The 15,305-nt window shown below is 69.0% G+C and carries 14 protein-coding genes; 10 read left to right on the top strand and 4 right to left on the bottom strand.

Translation table 11 applies throughout. The features are described from left to right. Positions 1-38: 38 nt before the first annotated feature. From ACUN0C_RS05210 to ACUN0C_RS05195, 4 genes are all read left to right on the top strand, one after another. Positions 39-1,631 (top strand): ABC transporter ATP-binding protein, encoded by a 1,593-nt coding sequence (locus ACUN0C_RS05210; RefSeq protein ID WP_445465258.1) that lies wholly within the window; start codon positions 39-41, stop codon positions 1,629-1,631. Continuing rightward, positions 1,621-2,718 (top strand): ABC transporter permease, encoded by a 1,098-nt coding sequence (locus tag ACUN0C_RS05205; RefSeq protein ID WP_445465257.1) that lies wholly within the window; start codon positions 1,621-1,623, stop codon positions 2,716-2,718. Before ACUN0C_RS05210 ends, ACUN0C_RS05205 begins: the two co-directional genes overlap by 11 nt. Beyond that, a complete protein-coding gene (locus ACUN0C_RS05200) occupies positions 2,711-3,640 on the top strand; it encodes an ABC transporter permease (protein ID WP_445465256.1) in 930 nt (309 codons plus the stop codon). Before ACUN0C_RS05205 ends, ACUN0C_RS05200 begins: the two co-directional genes overlap by 8 nt. Before the next feature lie 72 nt (positions 3,641-3,712). Then, on the top strand, positions 3,713-4,783 hold the full coding sequence (locus ACUN0C_RS05195) for a BMP family ABC transporter substrate-binding protein (protein WP_445465255.1): 1,071 nt from the start codon (positions 3,713-3,715) through the stop codon (positions 4,781-4,783). Between the two features lie 106 nt (positions 4,784-4,889). On the opposite strand, the gene ACUN0C_RS05190 is transcribed toward ACUN0C_RS05195, so the two are convergent. The 3 genes from ACUN0C_RS05190 to ACUN0C_RS05180 all read right to left on the bottom strand — a co-directional run bounded on the left by ACUN0C_RS05190 (position 4,890) and on the right by ACUN0C_RS05180 (position 8,619). Then, entirely contained in the window at positions 4,890-5,051 is a 162-nt protein-coding gene (locus ACUN0C_RS05190; protein ID WP_445465254.1) for a DUF1127 domain-containing protein, read from the bottom strand. Between the two features lie 156 nt (positions 5,052-5,207). Continuing rightward, complete coding sequence (gene uvrA / locus ACUN0C_RS05185; protein WP_445465253.1) at positions 5,208-8,096, bottom strand: excinuclease ABC subunit UvrA; 2,889 nt, start codon at positions 8,094-8,096, stop codon at positions 5,208-5,210. Between the two features lie 100 nt (positions 8,097-8,196). Next, positions 8,197-8,619 carry a VOC family protein gene (locus tag ACUN0C_RS05180; RefSeq protein WP_445465252.1) on the bottom strand — a complete coding sequence of 141 codons (423 nt, stop codon included), beginning with the start codon at positions 8,617-8,619 and terminating at the stop codon, positions 8,197-8,199. Between the two features lie 181 nt (positions 8,620-8,800). Here ACUN0C_RS05180 and ACUN0C_RS05175 point away from each other — a divergent pair, with 181 nt between their 5' ends. Together ACUN0C_RS05175 and ACUN0C_RS05170 are read left to right on the top strand one after the other, a co-directional pair. Beyond that, positions 8,801-9,289, top strand: coding sequence for a single-stranded DNA-binding protein (locus tag ACUN0C_RS05175; RefSeq protein WP_445465251.1), 489 nt, complete (start codon positions 8,801-8,803; stop codon positions 9,287-9,289). A gap of 51 nt (positions 9,290-9,340) precedes the next feature. Beyond that, positions 9,341-9,934, top strand: a complete 594-nt coding sequence (locus ACUN0C_RS05170; RefSeq protein WP_445465250.1) for a GNAT family N-acetyltransferase — start codon at positions 9,341-9,343, stop codon at positions 9,932-9,934. A gap of 43 nt (positions 9,935-9,977) precedes the next feature. On the opposite strand, the gene ACUN0C_RS05165 is transcribed toward ACUN0C_RS05170, so the two are convergent. Beyond that, on the bottom strand, positions 9,978-10,604 hold the full coding sequence (locus ACUN0C_RS05165) for a MarC family protein (RefSeq protein ID WP_445465249.1): 627 nt from the start codon (positions 10,602-10,604) through the stop codon (positions 9,978-9,980). A 236-nt stretch (positions 10,605-10,840) separates the two neighbouring features. Between ACUN0C_RS05165 and gyrA the strand changes: the two genes are divergently transcribed. The 4 genes from gyrA to ACUN0C_RS05145 all read left to right on the top strand — a co-directional run bounded on the left by gyrA (position 10,841) and on the right by ACUN0C_RS05145 (position 15,273). Then, positions 10,841-13,651: a DNA gyrase subunit A gene (gyrA, locus tag ACUN0C_RS05160; RefSeq protein ID WP_445465248.1), complete on the top strand. Its 2,811-nt coding sequence runs from the start codon at positions 10,841-10,843 to the stop codon at positions 13,649-13,651. Next, a complete protein-coding gene (gene coaD, locus ACUN0C_RS05155) occupies positions 13,648-14,145 on the top strand; it encodes a pantetheine-phosphate adenylyltransferase (RefSeq protein WP_445465247.1) in 498 nt (165 codons plus the stop codon). Before gyrA ends, coaD begins: the two co-directional genes overlap by 4 nt. An 82-nt stretch (positions 14,146-14,227) precedes the next feature. Then, a complete protein-coding gene (locus ACUN0C_RS05150; RefSeq protein WP_445465246.1) occupies positions 14,228-14,785 on the top strand; it encodes a peptidylprolyl isomerase in 558 nt (185 codons plus the stop codon). A gap of 23 nt (positions 14,786-14,808) precedes the next feature. Further along, a complete protein-coding gene (locus ACUN0C_RS05145) occupies positions 14,809-15,273 on the top strand; it encodes a peptidylprolyl isomerase (protein WP_445465444.1) in 465 nt (154 codons plus the stop codon). Positions 15,274-15,305: the final 32 nt, after the last annotated feature.

Here is a 15,305-nt window from a genome sequence, read left to right as displayed (position 1 = left end):
GCGACCGATCATAACGTGCCGGTCGCCTGGGGGATCGGATGGACGAAGCTGAGGCCGTGCCGGTCGGACGCGACGGGCCGCTATTGCTGCAGACGGTCGGCCTGACGAAGCGCTTCGGCGCCCTGACCGCGTGCGACCAGATCGGCTTCGGGATCGCCGCCGGGGAGATCCACGCCCTTCTCGGCGAGAACGGGGCGGGCAAGTCGACCCTCGTCAAGATGCTCTACGGCGCGCTCTCGCCCGATGCCGGCGAGATCCGCTGGCGGGGCGAGCCGGTCACCATCGCCAGCCCGGCGGCTGCGCGCGCGCTCGGCATCGGCATGGTGTTCCAGCACTTCTCGCTGTTCGATGCGCTCACCGTCGGCGAGAACATCGAGATCGCGCTGCCGAAAGGCACCAGCCGGCACACCCTGCCGGAGCGGATCCGGTCCGTGTCGCGACAGTACGGCCTGCCGCTCGATCCGGGCGCCCGGATCGCCGATCTCTCCGTCGGCGAGCGCCAGCGCGTGGAGATCGTGCGCTGCCTGCTCCAGGAGCCGCGGCTGATCATCATGGACGAGCCGACCTCGGTGCTGACCCCGCAGGAAAGCGGCGTCCTGTTCGAGACGCTGAAGCGGCTGTCCGACGAAGGCGTCGCGATCCTCTACATCACCCACCGGCTCGCCGAAGTGGTCGAGATCGCCGCCCGCGCCACGATCCTCCGGCGCGGTAAGGTGGTGGGCGAAGCGGATCCGAGACAGGAGAGCGCGCGCACGCTGGCGCGCCTCATGGTCGGCAGCGAGATCGGCGGCGTGGAACGCGCGGAGGCCCGGATGACGGGCGGCGAGAGGCTGCGGCTCGAGAACCTCTCGCTGCCTGCCGACAGCCCCTTCGGCGTCAGCCTGCGCGGCATCGACCTCACCGTCCGGTCCGGCGAGGTCGTGGGCATCGCTGGGGTCGCCGGCAACGGCCAGCAGGAGCTCTTCGACGCGATCTCCGGCGAACGGCTGGCGGAAGACGACGGCGCCGTCCTGATCGATGGACAGTCGGTCGGCCGGCGCGGCGTGAATGAACGGCGCCGGCTCGGCGCGGCCTTCGTTCCCGAGGAGCGCCTCGGCCACGGCGCGGTCGCGACGTTTCGGCTGTCCGACAATGTTGTCCTCACCCGCCACGCCACGCGCGAGCCGGTGGCGCGCCGCGGGCGCATCGACCACAAGGCGGCGCAGGACGTGGAGATCCGGGTCGCCGAGCGTTTCGACGTCCGCCGCGGCAGCCCGGATCCGCGTGCGGGATCGCTTTCGGGCGGCAATCTCCAGAAGTTCGTGGTCGGGCGGGAGATCGACCGCGCGCCGGCGCTGCTGGTCGTGAGCCAGCCGACCTGGGGGGTCGATGCCGGCGCCGCAAGGACGATCCGGAAAGCGCTGGTGTCGTTGGCCGAATCGGGTGCGGCGGTGCTCTTGATCAGCCAGGATCTCGACGAGATCTTCGAGATCGCCGACCGCATCGCGGTGATGTCCGAGGGACGGCTGTCGGAAGCCCATCCGGCGCGCTCGCTCACCGCGGAACAGATCGGCCTGCTGATGGGCGGCATTCACCACAGCCATGACGGGCTCGGCCCGAACGGGGAGGCGGCCGCCGCACATGCGCCTTAGCCTCGTCCCGCGGGCGGAGCCCTCCTTCCGCATGGCGCTCCTGTCGCCGGCCATCGCAACTCTGCTCACGCTCGCGATCGGCGCGATCCTGTTCGCGCTCCTCGGCGTCGATCCCGTCCGCGGCCTCTACGTCTATTTCGTCGCGCCGCTGACCGAATGGTGGTCGCTCGAGGAACTGGTCATCAAGGCGGCGCCGCTCGCGCTGATCGCCGTCGGCCTCGCCCTCTGCTTCCGCGCGAACGTATGGAACATCGGGGCGGAGGGCCAGTTCACGGTCGGCGCGATCTTCGGCGCGGCCCTGCCGATCCTGCTGCCGGAATGGGAAGGGCCGCTGGTCCTGCCGCTGATGCTTCTGTGCGGCATGGTCGGAGGCGCGCTCTATGGTGCCGTTCCCGCCATCCTCAAGAACCGCTTCGGCGCAAGCGAGATCCTGACCAGCCTGATGCTGAGCTACGTCGCGCTGCTCCTGCTCGACTGGCTCGTCCGTGGCCCCTGGCGCGATCCCGGCAGCTTCAATTTTCCCGAATCGGCGCTGTTCGGCCCGGCCGCGACGGTGCCGCTCGTCTCCGAAAGCGGCCGACTGCATTGGGGCGTCCTGTTCGCGCCGCTCGTCGCGCTGATCGTGTACGTCCGCCTCGGGAGCTCGGTTTCCGGCTTCGCCATCAAGGTTGCGGGCGAGGCTCCGCGGGCCGCACGCTTTGCCGGCTTCCGCCGGAGTGCCGTGACGCTGTCGGTCTTCGCGCTCTCCGGTGCCCTGGCGGGGCTCGCCGGCATCCTGGAGGTCGCCGGCACGATCGGCCAGCTCCGCCCCACCATCTCGCCCGGCTACGGTTTCGCCGCGATCATCGTGGCTTTCCTTGGCCGCCTCAACCCGCTCGGCATTCTCGCGGCCGCCTTGCTGCTCGCGCTCACCTATCTCGGCGGCGAAGGGGCGCAGGTCACGCTCGGCTTGTCGGCCAACGTCACCCGCCTGTTCCAGGGGCTGCTCCTCGTCGTGCTGCTGGCCTGCGACACCCTCATCGCCTACCGCATCCGGCTCGAGTGGCGCTCGGCCAAGCCCGTGGCCGGGGAGGCCGCGCATGGCTGACATCGCCATCCTCACCGCGATCGTCCTGACGGTCATCACGGCGGCGACGCCGCTCCTCCTCGCCGGCATCGGCGAGCTCGTGGCCGAGCGGGCGGGGGTCCTGAACCTCGGCCTGGAAGGCATGATGGCGGTGGGGGCAGTCGCCGGATTCGCGGGCGCCGCCATGACCGGCTCGCCCTCCGCGGGCATTCTCGCGGCAGGCCTCGCAGGATTGCTCCTCGCCGTGCCGTTCGCCTTCCTCGTGATCAATCTCGCCGCCAACCAGGTCGCGACCGGCCTTGCGCTGACGCTGCTCGGGCTCGGCGCCTCGGCAATGCTTGGGGAGAGCTTCATCGGCAAGCCGGGCGTCAAGCTTCCGAGCCTCGCCATACCCGGCCTCCGCGACCTGCCCTTCGTCGGCCCCGTCCTGTTCGGGCAGGACGCGCTGGTCTACCTGTCCTTCCTGCTCGTCGGCGCGGTCTCCTGGTTCCTGTTCCGCACGCGTGCGGGGCTCATGCTCCGCGCCGTCGGCGACAGCCACGATTCGGCGCACAATCTCGGCATCTCGGTCTATGCCACGCGCTGGACGGCCGTGCTCTTCGGCGGGTTCTGTGCGGGGCTCGGCGGCGGCTACCTGTCGCTCGCCTACACCCCGCTGTGGACCGAGAACATGACCGCCGGCCGCGGCTGGATCGCGCTGGCGCTCGTTGTCTTCGCAAGCTGGCTGCCGTGGCGCCTCGCCGTCGGCGCCTACCTCTTCGGCGCGGTCGCGATCCTGGGCTTCCACGCGCAAGGATTCGGCATCCGGATCAGCTCGCAATTTATTTCAATGCTTCCCTATCTTGCGACGATCGCCGTTCTCGTCGTCATATCCAGGAACAAGATGGTGCTGCGCGCGAACACCCCGGCTTGCCTCGGCAGGCCGTTCGTGCCGGCGCGGTAGACGGGAGGCGCCAGGCCGGTTCGGCCGACGGTCTGGCGGGAATTGGCCGTGCGAGCTCCTTGGAGGAGGGACATGAGAAACTGGATCAGGCTGGCGGTCGCCGCGGCGGCGCTGGCGGTCGCGGCGGGAAGCGCCGGCGCGCAGGAGAAGCTGAAGGTCGGGTTCATCTATGTGGGCCCGCGCAATGACGGCGGCTGGTCGCAGCGCCACGAGATCGGCCGGCAGGCGGTGGAGGAAGCCTTCCCGGGCCAGGTCGAGACCACCTATGTGGAGAACGTCTCGGAGGGCCCGGACGCGGAGCGCGTGATCGAGCAGCTCGCACGCGCCGGCAACAAGCTGATCTTCACCACCTCCTTCGGGTTCATGAATCCGACGCTCAAGGTGGCGCAGCGCTTCAAGGACGTGAAGTTCGAGCACGCGACGGGCTTCAAGCAGGCGGCGAACGTCGCGACCTACAATGCCCGCTTCTACGAGGGCCGCTACATCCTCGGCCAGATCGCGGCGAAGATGTCGAAGTCCGGCACGGCCGGCTACATCGCCTCCTTCCCGATCCCGGAAGTGGTGATGGGGATCAACGCCTTCGTGATCGGCGCGCGCACCATCAACCCGGACTTCACGGTGAAGGTGGTCTGGGCGAACACCTGGCACGATCCGGGCAAGGAGGCGGACGCGGCGAAGGTCCTGCTCGACCAGGGCGTCGACATCCTCGCGCAGCACACGGATTCGCCCGCTGCACTCCAGATCGCGCAGGAGCGCGGCGCCTATGCCTTCGGGCAGGCCTCGGACATGATCGAGTTCGCCCCGAAGGCGCAGCTGACCGCCATCGTCGACAACTGGAACCCCTATTACGTGGAGCGCGTGAAGGCGATGCTCGACGGGGCATGGGAATCCCATGACGTCTGGTACGGCATTCCGGAGGGCATGGTCGAGATGGCGCCCTACACCAACATGCCGGACGACGTGAAGCAGATGGCCGAGGAGACCGAGGAGAAGATCCGCTTGGGCGAGCTCCACCCGTTCACCGGCCCGATCAGGAAGCAGGACGGCTCCGAGGCGGTTGCCGAGGGCCAGACCATGCCGGACTCCGAACTCCTCGGCATGAACTACTATGTCGAGGGCGTGGAGGGCGACCTGCCCAAGTGAGGCTCGCTGCAGCGGGCGCCGCGCGCCCGTGCCACCGCGAGAAGAAAGCCCGGCGGAGCGACCCGCCGGGCGTTTCTGTTCCGTCCTGATCGGGCGACGGCGCCGGTCAGAGCCGGACCGCCTGCCGCGCCACGCTCTCGATCTGCCCGCGGCTGATGCCGAGGTCGCTCAGCTCGTGGTTCGAGAGCGCCGCGAGCTGCCGCACGGTCGAGCGGTAGCGCCTCCAGCGCCGGAACCGGTCGACGACCGAATTGATCTTGCGCGCCATCACGCGCCTCCACTTCTTCTTTGACGATGATGGCGCAGAGATAGGCATCTGCCCGCCCCCGAGGCAGCGGGCGCCAAGCAGGGCAGGTCTGCGGCGGACGCAAGCCTCGGGCGGCGTGGGCGCCGGATCCGCCCGCCGGCGGCGCCGACCGCGTCGTTACTCGGCCGCCTCCGCGCGATCCCTCCGGCCGGGGCGGCGCTCCAGCAGTTCGCGCAGGAACCGTCCGGTATAGGAGCGCGGCTCCCGCACCACGTCCTCCGGGCGTCCGCAGGCGACGATCTCGCCGCCGCCGTCGCCGCCTTCCGGGCCGAGGTCGATGATCCAGTCGGCGGTCTTGATGACCTCCAGATTGTGCTCGATCACGGCGACTGTGTTGCCCTGGTCGACGAGCTCGTGGAGCACCTCGAGCAGCTTGGCGACATCGTGGAAGTGCAGCCCGGTCGTCGGCTCGTCGAGGATGTAGAGCGTGCGCCCGGTCGCGCGCTTCGAAAGCTCCTTGGCGAGCTTCACGCGCTGCGCCTCGCCGCCGGAGAGGGTCGTGGCCTGCTGGCCGATATGGATGTAGCCGAGGCCGACGCGCGCGAGCGTCTTGAGCTTGTCCCGGATCGCCGGGACCGCCTCGAAGAAGCCGCAGCCCTCGTCGACGGTCATGTCGAGCACGTCGGCGATCGACTTGCCCTTGAAGGTGACCTCGAGCGTCTCGCGGTTGTAGCGCTTGCCCTTGCAGACGTCGCAGGTGACGTAGACGTCCGGCAGGAAGTGCATCTCGATCTTGATGACGCCGTCGCCCTGGCACGCCTCGCAGCGCCCGCCCTTCACGTTGAAGGAGAAGCGGCCCGGCTGGTATCCGCGTGCCTTCGCCTCCGGCAGGCCGGCGAACCAGTCGCGCATCGGCGTGAAGGCGCCCGTATAGGTCGCCGGATTGGAGCGCGGCGTGCGCCCGATCGGCGACTGGTCGATGTCGATCACCTTGTCGAGGAACTCGAGCCCGGACAGGGACTGGTGCGGGGCAGGGTGCTCCCGGGAGCCGTTCAGCCGCCGCGCGACCGCCTTGTACACCGTGTCGATGAGGAGCGTGGACTTGCCGCCGCCCGAGACGCCGGTGACGCAGGTGAAGGTGCCGAGCGGGATCTCCGCCGTCACGCTCTTCAGATTGTTGCCGGTGGCGCCTTCCAGGCGCAGCCGCCGCGCGGCCGGCAGCGCGCGCCGCTCCTCCGGCATCCGGATGGCGAGGTCGCCCGAAAGATAGCGGCCCGTCAGCGATTTCGGGTCGGCGAGGATGTCCGCGGGCGTGCCTTGCGCCACGATGTGGCCGCCGTGGACGCCGGCGCCGGGGCCGACGTCGACGACGTGATCGGCGGCGAGGATCGCGTCCTCGTCGTGCTCCACGACGATCACGGTGTTGCCGAGGTCGCGCAGGTGCTTCAGTGTGTCGAGCAGGCGCGCATTGTCGCGCTGGTGGAGCCCGATCGAGGGCTCGTCGAGCACGTAGAGGACGCCGGTGAGCCCGGAGCCGATCTGGGAGGCGAGGCGGATGCGCTGGCTTTCGCCACCCGACAGCGTGCCCGATGCGCGCGACAGCGTCAGGTAATCGAGCCCGACATCATCGAGGAACGCGAGACGCTCGCGGATCTCCTTGAGAATCCGCGTCGCGATCTCGCGCTGCTTGTCGGTGAGCCGGCCCGGCAGCTCGCCGAACCAGGCGCGCGCGGCGCGGATCGACATGTCCGAGACCTGCCCGATGTGCAGCCCCGCGACCTTCACCGCCAGCGCTTCGGGCTTCAGCCGGTTGCCGCCGCAGGACGGGCAGGGCGCGGCCGACATGAAGCGGTCGATCTCCTCCCGCACCCAGGCCGAATCCGTCTCCTTCCAGCGCCGCTCGAGATTCGGGATGACGCCCTCGAAGGTCTTGTGCGTCTGGTAGGAGCGCAGCCCGTCGTCATAGGTGAACGTGACCTTCTCCTTCGTGCCGTAGAGCACGGCGCGGCGGGCCGTCTCCGGCAGGTCCGACCAGCGGTCGCTCACCTTGAACCCGAAATGGCGGCCGAGCGCCTCGAGCGTCTGGAGATAGTAGGGCGAGGACGACTTCGCCCAGGGCAGGACCGCGCCGGCGCGCAGCGTCATGTCCGGGTCGGGGACGACCAGGTCCGGGTCGATGCCCTGCTGCGTGCCGAGCCCGCCGCATTCGGGGCACGCCCCGAACGGATTGTTGAAGGAGAAGAGCCGCGGCTCGATCTCGGCGATCGTGAAGCCGGAAACCGGGCAGGCGAACTTCTCGGAGAAGAGCAGCCGGCGCGGCTCGCCGCGCTCGTCGCTCTCGTCGGCGAACTCCGCGATGGCAATCCCGTCGGCGAGCCCGAGCGCGGTTTCCAGCGAATCCGCCAGCCGCGCGCCGAGATCGGGACGCACCACGACGCGGTCCACGACGATGTCGATGTCGTGCTTCAGCTTCTTGTCGAGGGCGGGCGCGTCGGCGAGGTCGTGGAACACGCCGTCTATCCGGGCGCGCTGGAAACCCTTCTTCATGAACTCGGCGATGTCCTTGCGGTACTCGCCTTTGCGGCCGCGCACGACCGGGGCGAGGAGATAGAGCCGGGTGCCTTCCGGCAGTGCAAGGACCCGGTCGACCATCTCGCTGACGGTCTGGCTCTCGATCGGCAGGCCCGTCGCCGGGGAATGCGGCACGCCGATCCGCGCGAAGAGCAGCCGCATGTAGTCGTAGATCTCGGTGACCGTGCCGACCGTTGAGCGCGGGTTCCTCGACGTCGTCTTCTGCTCGATCGAGATCGCCGGCGAGAGGCCGTCGATCTGGTCGACGTCCGGCTTCTGCATCATCTCGAGGAACTGGCGGGCATAGGCGGAGAGCGATTCCACGTAGCGGCGCTGCCCCTCCGCGTAGATCGTGTCGAAGGCGAGCGACGACTTGCCCGAGCCGGAAAGGCCGGTCATCACGATCAGGCTGTCGCGCGGCAGGTCGAGGTCGACGTTCTTGAGATTGTGCTCGCGGGCGCCGCGGATGGCGATCGTCTTCAGCGGATCCGTCATGACCGTTCCGGATGAGGGTTGGTGCGGCGCGGCATCTCGGCCCGCCGGCCCTATCTAGTGTACCGGCTGCCGCCGCAAAAGGCCGTCGGCCGCATGGCGCCTAGTACGGCAGCGCGATGCCGCCGTCATCCGCGATCCTCCATTCCGGGTTGTGCGCAACTTCCCAGAGATGGTCGTCGGGATCGGCGAAATAGCCCGAATAGCCGCCCCATTCGGTCGCTTCCGGCGGCTTCAGGATCCGCGCGCCGGCGGCCTCGGCGTCGGCCATGACGGTATCCACCTCCGCCCGCTCCCGCGCATTGTAGGCGAGCGCGACGCCGCTGAAGCCTTCGCCTGCCGGCGCGAGGCGCGCGTCGGCCGCCAGCGCCTCCCGCGACCAGAGCGCCAGCACCAGGCCGTTCAGCTGGAAGAAGGCCACTTCGGCATGGCTGTTCGCCCGTCGCCATCCGAGCGCCTCGTAGAAGAGGAGCGATCGGGCGAGATCGGCGACGCCGAGGGTGACGAGGCTGAGACGTTGTTCCATGGGCATGCTCCCGGGGATCCGAACGGCTCGTCAGGGGTGGCGGCAATTCCCGATTGACGAGCGGATGCGAGCGAACATACAGTGAACGCATCGGCTCGGGCAAGCCCGCATTTGCAGATGCGGCCCGGTTGGAGGAAAAGCGTTGAGCGCGGGCCCGGGCCCGGAACGGGTGGAGAGGACCATGGCCGGAAGTGTGAACAAGGTGATCCTGATCGGCAATCTCGGTGCCGACCCCGAGATCCGGCGCACGCAGGACGGCCGGCCGATCGCCAATTTGCGGATAGCGACCTCGGAGAGCTGGCGCGACCGTGCGACGGGCGAGCAGCGCGAGAAGACGGAGTGGCACCGCGTCGTCATCTTCAACGAGGGGCTGTGCCGGATCGCCGAGCAATATCTGCGCAAGGGCTCGAAGGTCTATCTCGAGGGCCAGCTGCAGACCCGGAAGTGGCAGGACCAGTCCGGGCAGGACCGCTACAGCACGGAAGTCGTGCTGCAGGGCTTCAACAGCCAGCTGACGATGCTGGACGGCCGCGCCGGCGGCGGCGAGGCGGAGGACCGGTCGGGCCGGGGCGCCGATTTCGGCAGCTCCGCGCCGCTCGACCGGAACGCGCCCTCGGCCGGCTCCCGGGGCTCCTTCCGCGACGAAATGGACGACGAAATTCCGTTCTGATTTGGGGAGGCGGTTCGGCCGCACTGCTGCACCGGGCGAGGAGCAGGCGTCATGAGCGGATCCGGGTCAACGTTCAGGGCGGCGGCGCCCGATGACGCGGCCGCGCTCGCCGCTCTCGTGAATTTTGCGGGCGAGGGCCTGCCGCTCTACCTCTGGGGGCACATGGCGGAACCCGGCGAGGACCCCTGGGAGATCGGCCGCCGCCGGGCGCTGCGGGATGCCGGCAGCTTCTCCTACCGCAACGCAACGGTGGCGGACGTCGGCGGGACGGTGGCCGCGACCCTTATCGGCTACCGCCTGCCGGACGTGCCGGAACCGGTCGACTGGTCGGAGATGCCGGCCATGTTCGTGCCGCTCCAGCAGCTGGAGGACCTCGCGCCGGCAACCTGGTACGTGAACGTGCTCGCCACGATGCCGGAATTCCGCGGCCGTGGCCTCGGAACGCGTCTCCTGCGCCTTGCGGACGAGTTCGCCGCGGACACCGCCGCCAGGGGGCTCAGCCTTGTAGTCGCCGACGCCAACGCTGCCGCGCGCAGGCTCTACGGGCGATGCGGGTATCGGGAGGTCGCCGCAAGGCCGATGGTGAAAGAGGACTGGGCCGGTTCCGGCCGCGACTGGCTGCTGCTTGTGAAGGATCGCGGTTGAAGGCGCGCTGACGGCGTCCCGCGCCCCGCGCGGCGTCTCCGCCTCAGTGTGCTGCGCGGGCGAGCGACAGCATGCCGTCGGCGACGAACTGCACGGCGAGCGCGGCGAGGATGATCCCGAGGAGCCGCGTCAGCACGATCCGGCCCGTGGCGCCGAGCACCCGGTCGACCCGCTCCGCGACCAGGAAGACGGCATAGACCAGCGCGATGTTGACGGCGATGATCCCGATCAGGGCGCCGCGGCGGAGCGGCTCCGCGAAGGTGCCGCCGAGCAGGATGGTGGCGGAGATCGCGCCCGGCCCGGCGATGAGCGGAATGGCGAGCGGGAATACCGAGAGGTTCCGCATCTCGTCGATCGTGACCGCCCGCTCGGCGCTTCGTTCGTGGCGCTCCTGCCGCTTCTCGAAGATCATCTCGAAGGCGATGTAGAACAGGAGCAGGCCACCCGCCGTCCGGAAGGCGTGGATGGTGATGCCGAAGAGCCCCAGGATGGCGGTGCCGGCAAGTGCGAAGAGCACGAGGATCCCGAACGCGATGAGCGAGGCGCGCATCCCGATCTGCCGGCGTTCCTCGCGGACCATGCCGCTCGTCAGCGCGAGGAAGAGCGGCGCCAGCCCGGGCGGGTCGATGGTCACGAACAGCGTGACGAAGGCGGACAGGTATTCCTGCATCGGCGATCCCGGGGCTGGCCTGCGACGGAGAATGGCAGAGGGATCGCGCGCTTCACAGGGCCGTCGAGCCGGCAAAACATCGAAATCCCGCCGCCGGAGGCCGGCTCGCTCCGAGCACTTTGCGACGAATCTGAAATTGCTTTTCCCGGCAAAGGGTTACGGACCCATATGAAGTTGGCTTTGCGGGCCGGAATGGGCTAGAACGCTGGCAACTCCAACCATCCGCGATTCAAGCCTTGGCAGACGATTCCAACACGCCGCCGACCGGCCGGGACGGCGACATCCGGCCGATCTCCATTACCGACGAGATGAGGCGGTCCTACGTCGATTACGCGATGAGCGTGATCGTGAGCCGCGCGCTGCCGGACGCCCGCGACGGGCTGAAACCCGTCCACCGCCGCATCCTCTACGCGATGCACGAGAGCGGCTACGACTGGAACAAGTCCTACAAGAAGTCCTCGCGCGTCGTCGGCGACGTGATGGGTAAGTATCACCCGCACGGCGATTCCGCGATCTACGACTCGCTCGTCCGCATGGCGCAGGAATTCTCCATGCGCCTGCCGCTCATCGACGGGCAGGGCAATTTCGGCTCGCTCGACGGCGATCCCGCAGCGGCGATGCGGTACACCGAGGTGCGGCTGGAGAAGGCCGCGCATGCGCTGCTCGACGACCTCGACAAGAACACCGTCGACTTCCGCGCGAACTACGACGATTCCATGCGGGAGCCGACAGTCCTTCCGGCGCGGTTCCCGAACCTCCTCGTCAACGGCGCCGGCGGCATCGCCGTCGGCATGGCGACGAACATCCCGCCGCACAATCTCGGCGAGGTGATCGACGCGACCATTGCGCTCATCGCCGAACCGCGGATGAGTGTCGCCGACCTGCTGGCGATCATGCCCGGCCCCGACTTCCCCACCGGCGGGATCATCCTCGGGCGGAGCGGGATCCGGTCCGCATACGAGACGGGCCGCGGCTCGATCGTGATGCGCGGGCGCGTCGCGTTCGAGACGACCCGGCGCGATCGCGAGGCGATCATCGTCACCGAGGTCCCGTACCAGGTGAACAAGGCGACGATGATCGAGAAGATCGCCGAGCTCGCCCGCGAGAAGCGCATCGAAGGCATCGCCGACATACGCGACGAATCCGACCGCGACGGCGTCCGCGTGGTAATCGAGCTGAAGCGCGACGCGGTCGCCGACGTCGTGCTGAACCAGCTCTACCGCTTCACGCCGCTGCAGACGAATTTCGGCGGCAATTTCGTTGCGCTCAACGGCAACCGCCCGGAGCAGCTCGGCCTCAAGGACATCCTGCATATCTTCATCGCCTTCCGCGAGGAGGTGGTGAGCCGGCGCACGAAGTTCCTTCTCGCCAAGGCACGCGACCGGGCGCACGTCCTGGTCGGCCTCGCGATCGCAGTCGCGAACATCGACGAGGTGATCCACCTGATCCGCACCTCGCCCGACCCGCAGACGGCGCGCGAGCGGCTGATGGCACGCGACTGGCCGGCCCGGGACATCGCGCCGCTCGTCCAGCTGATCGCCGACCCGCGCCATTTCATCTCCACCGACGACACCTACCGGCTGTCGCAGGAGCAGGCGCGGGCCATCCTCGATCTGCGCCTGCAGCGGCTGACCGCACTCGGGCGGGACGAGATCGCCGAGGAGCTGGAAAAGCTTGCGGTCGAGATCCGCGAATATCTCGAGATCCTCGGATCCCGCGCGCGGATCCTCCAGATCGTCACGGACGAGCTCGCCGCGATCCGCGACGAGTTCGCCACCCCGCGGCGAACCGAGATCCTGGAGGGCGGGGCGGACCTCGAGGACGAGGACCTGATCCAGCGCGAGGACATGGTCGTGACGGTCAGCCATGCCGGCTACATCAAGCGCGTGGCGCTTTCGGAGTACCGGTCGCAGCGCCGCGGCGGCAAGGGGCGCTCGGGCATGTCGACGCGCGAGGAGGACTTCGTCACGAAGCTCTTCGTGGCGAACACGCATACGCTCGTCCTGTTCTTCTCCTCCCGCGGCATGGTCTACAAGATGAAGGTCTGGCGGCTGCCGCTCGCCGCGCCGCAGGCCCGCGGCAAGGCGCTCGTCAACCTGCTGCCGCTGGAGGAGGGGGAGCGGATCACCTCGATCCTGCCGCTTCCCGACGACGAGGCGCAATGGGCGGACCGCTACGTCATGTTCGCGACCTCGGTCGGCTCGATCCGCCGCAACAACCTCTCCGACTGCGTGCCGCGCACGAGCCTCGGCAAGCGCGTCATGGAGTTCGAGAACCCCGCCCAGTCGATCATCGGGGTGGAGCTGTGCTCGGAGAGCGACGACGTCCTGCTGACGAGCGCCTTCGGCCAGTGCATCCGCTTCCGCGCCGGCGACATCCGGGTGTTCGGCGGCAACGGCAGCACCGGAACGTCGCTCGGCAATCGGGGCATCGCGCTGGCGAGCGGCGACCGGGTGATCTCGCTCAGCATCCTCCATCATTTCGACGCGGCACCCGCCGAGCGCATCGCCTATCTGAAGCAGTCCTCGGCCATCCGCAGGGCCGCGACCGGCGAGGAGCCGGAGGAGCCGATCGCCGAGGCGGTCGAAGAAGCCGAGGGCGAGAGCGGCGCGGCGGAGACCTATCTCGGGCCCGACCGCTATGCGGAAATGGGGGCGGCGGAGCAGTTCGTGCTGACCATCAACGAGCGCGGCTACGGCAAGCGCTCGTCCTCCTACGAGTTCCGCATCTCCGGCCGCGGCGGCAAGGGCATTCGCGCCACCGACATCTCGAAGCTCGACGAGATCGGCGCGCTCGTCGCCGCATTCCCCGTCGAGCCGAGCGACCAGCTCATGCTGGTCTCGAACGGCGGAACGCTGATCCGGGTACCCGTGGAGGGGATCCGTTTCGCGAGCCGCACCTCCAAGGGCGTGCGCGTGTTCAACACCGCCGCCGACGAGAAGGTCGTCTCCGTGGAGCGGATCAGCGAATCCGCCGAGGCCGAGCCGGAAGCGGGCGAGGCGGAAGAGGGTGGGGGCGAAGAGGGCGGAGCGCCGGAGACCGAATGATGCGCACCGCGCTCTATCCGGGCTCCTTCGACCCGATCACCAATGGCCATGTCGACATGCTGGAGGCCTCCTTCCGGCTCTGCGACCGGCTCGTCGTGGCTGTGGGCGTTCATCCGTCCAAGACGCCGCTGCTCGCGGCGCCCGAGCGGCTTCGCCTGATCGAGGAGGTCGCCGCGCCGCTCGCGGCCGCTTCAGGCGTCGCGCTGGAGGTGCGCACATTCGAAGGGCTGGTGGTCGCGTTTGCGCAGGAGGTCGGGGCCACCATCCTGATCCGCGGCCTTCGCGACGGCACCGACCTCGATTACGAGATGCAGATGGCCGGCATGAACCGGACGATGGCGCCGGCCTTGCAGACCGTCTTCCTGCCGGCAAGCCCGAACGTCCGTCACGTCACGGCCACGCTTGTCCGGCAGATCGCCGCCATGGGCGGGGAGATCGCGCCGTTCGTGCCGGCCGCCGTCGTCGCCCATCTCGCCTGGCGAATTCGGGCCTGACGGCCCGGTCGGCCATTGCCGCGGCGGGCCGGCGCGCCAGCTTCAGTCGCGAGCACCGCTTCAAGGATGCCAGGGAGACCAAATGATCGCGAAAACACTCGCAGCGGCGGCCTTCGCCCTTGTCGTGGGCCTGTCCGTCCCGGCAGCCGCGCAAACGGCCGCGGCTCCGCAGGACACGCTCGTCATGCAGCTGAAGGACGGCAACGTCACGATCCGGCTGCGGCCGGACCTCGCCCCCCGGCATGCCGAGCGGCTGACGACGCTCGCGGGGGAGGGCTTCTATGACGGAATCGTCTTCCACCGCGTCATCGACGGCTTCATGGCCCAGACGGGCGATCCGACCGGGACGGGCCGCGGCGGCTCGAACCTCCCCAATCTGCCGGCCGAGTTCTCCGACGTGCCGTTCACGCGCGGCGTGGTCGGGATGGCGCGCAGCGCCGATCCGAACAGCGCGAATTCCCAGTTCTTCATCATGTTCGACGATGCGCCGTCGCTGAACGGCCAGTATACGGTCGTCGGCGAGGTGGTGGACGGCATGGATGCCGTCGACGCGATCAAGAAGGGCGATCGCCGGGCGAACGGCGTCGTCGACGACCCGGACAGGATAATCAGCCTGCGGCCGGCCGCCGGCGGCCAGTGACAGAGGATCGAGACATGACCGATATGAAGGACCCGGAGAACACGCTGGTCATGGAGACCAGCAAGGGCCCGGTGGTGATTGCATTGCGGCCCGACCTGGCGCCGAGCCACGTCGCCCGCATCAAGGAGCTGGCGCGCGACGGATTCTACGACGGCCTGAAGTTCCACCGGGTGATCGAGGGGTTCATGGCCCAGACCGGCTGCCCGAGGGGCACCGGGACCGGCGGCTCCGGCCAGAAGCTCAAGGCTGAGTTCTCGGCCGAGAAGCACAAGCGCGGCACCGTCTCCATGGCGCGCGCCATGGACCCCGATTCCGGCGACAGCCAGTTCTTCGTCTGCTTCACCGATGTGCCCTGGCTCGACCGGCAGTACACGGTCTGGGGCGAGGTGGTCGAGGGCATGGAGAACATCGACGCAATCGAGCGCGGCGAGCCGCCGCGCAGTCCCGACCGCATCGTTACCATGCGGGTTGCCGCCGACGCCGCCTGATCGGGGCGGACGCGGCTCATGGCGGACGTCCG

The sequence above is a fragment of the Faunimonas sp. B44 genome, assembly GCF_052655945.1.
The sequence above is the reverse complement of the archived record's forward strand: the minus strand, read 5'-3'. Positions and strand labels throughout refer to the sequence as shown.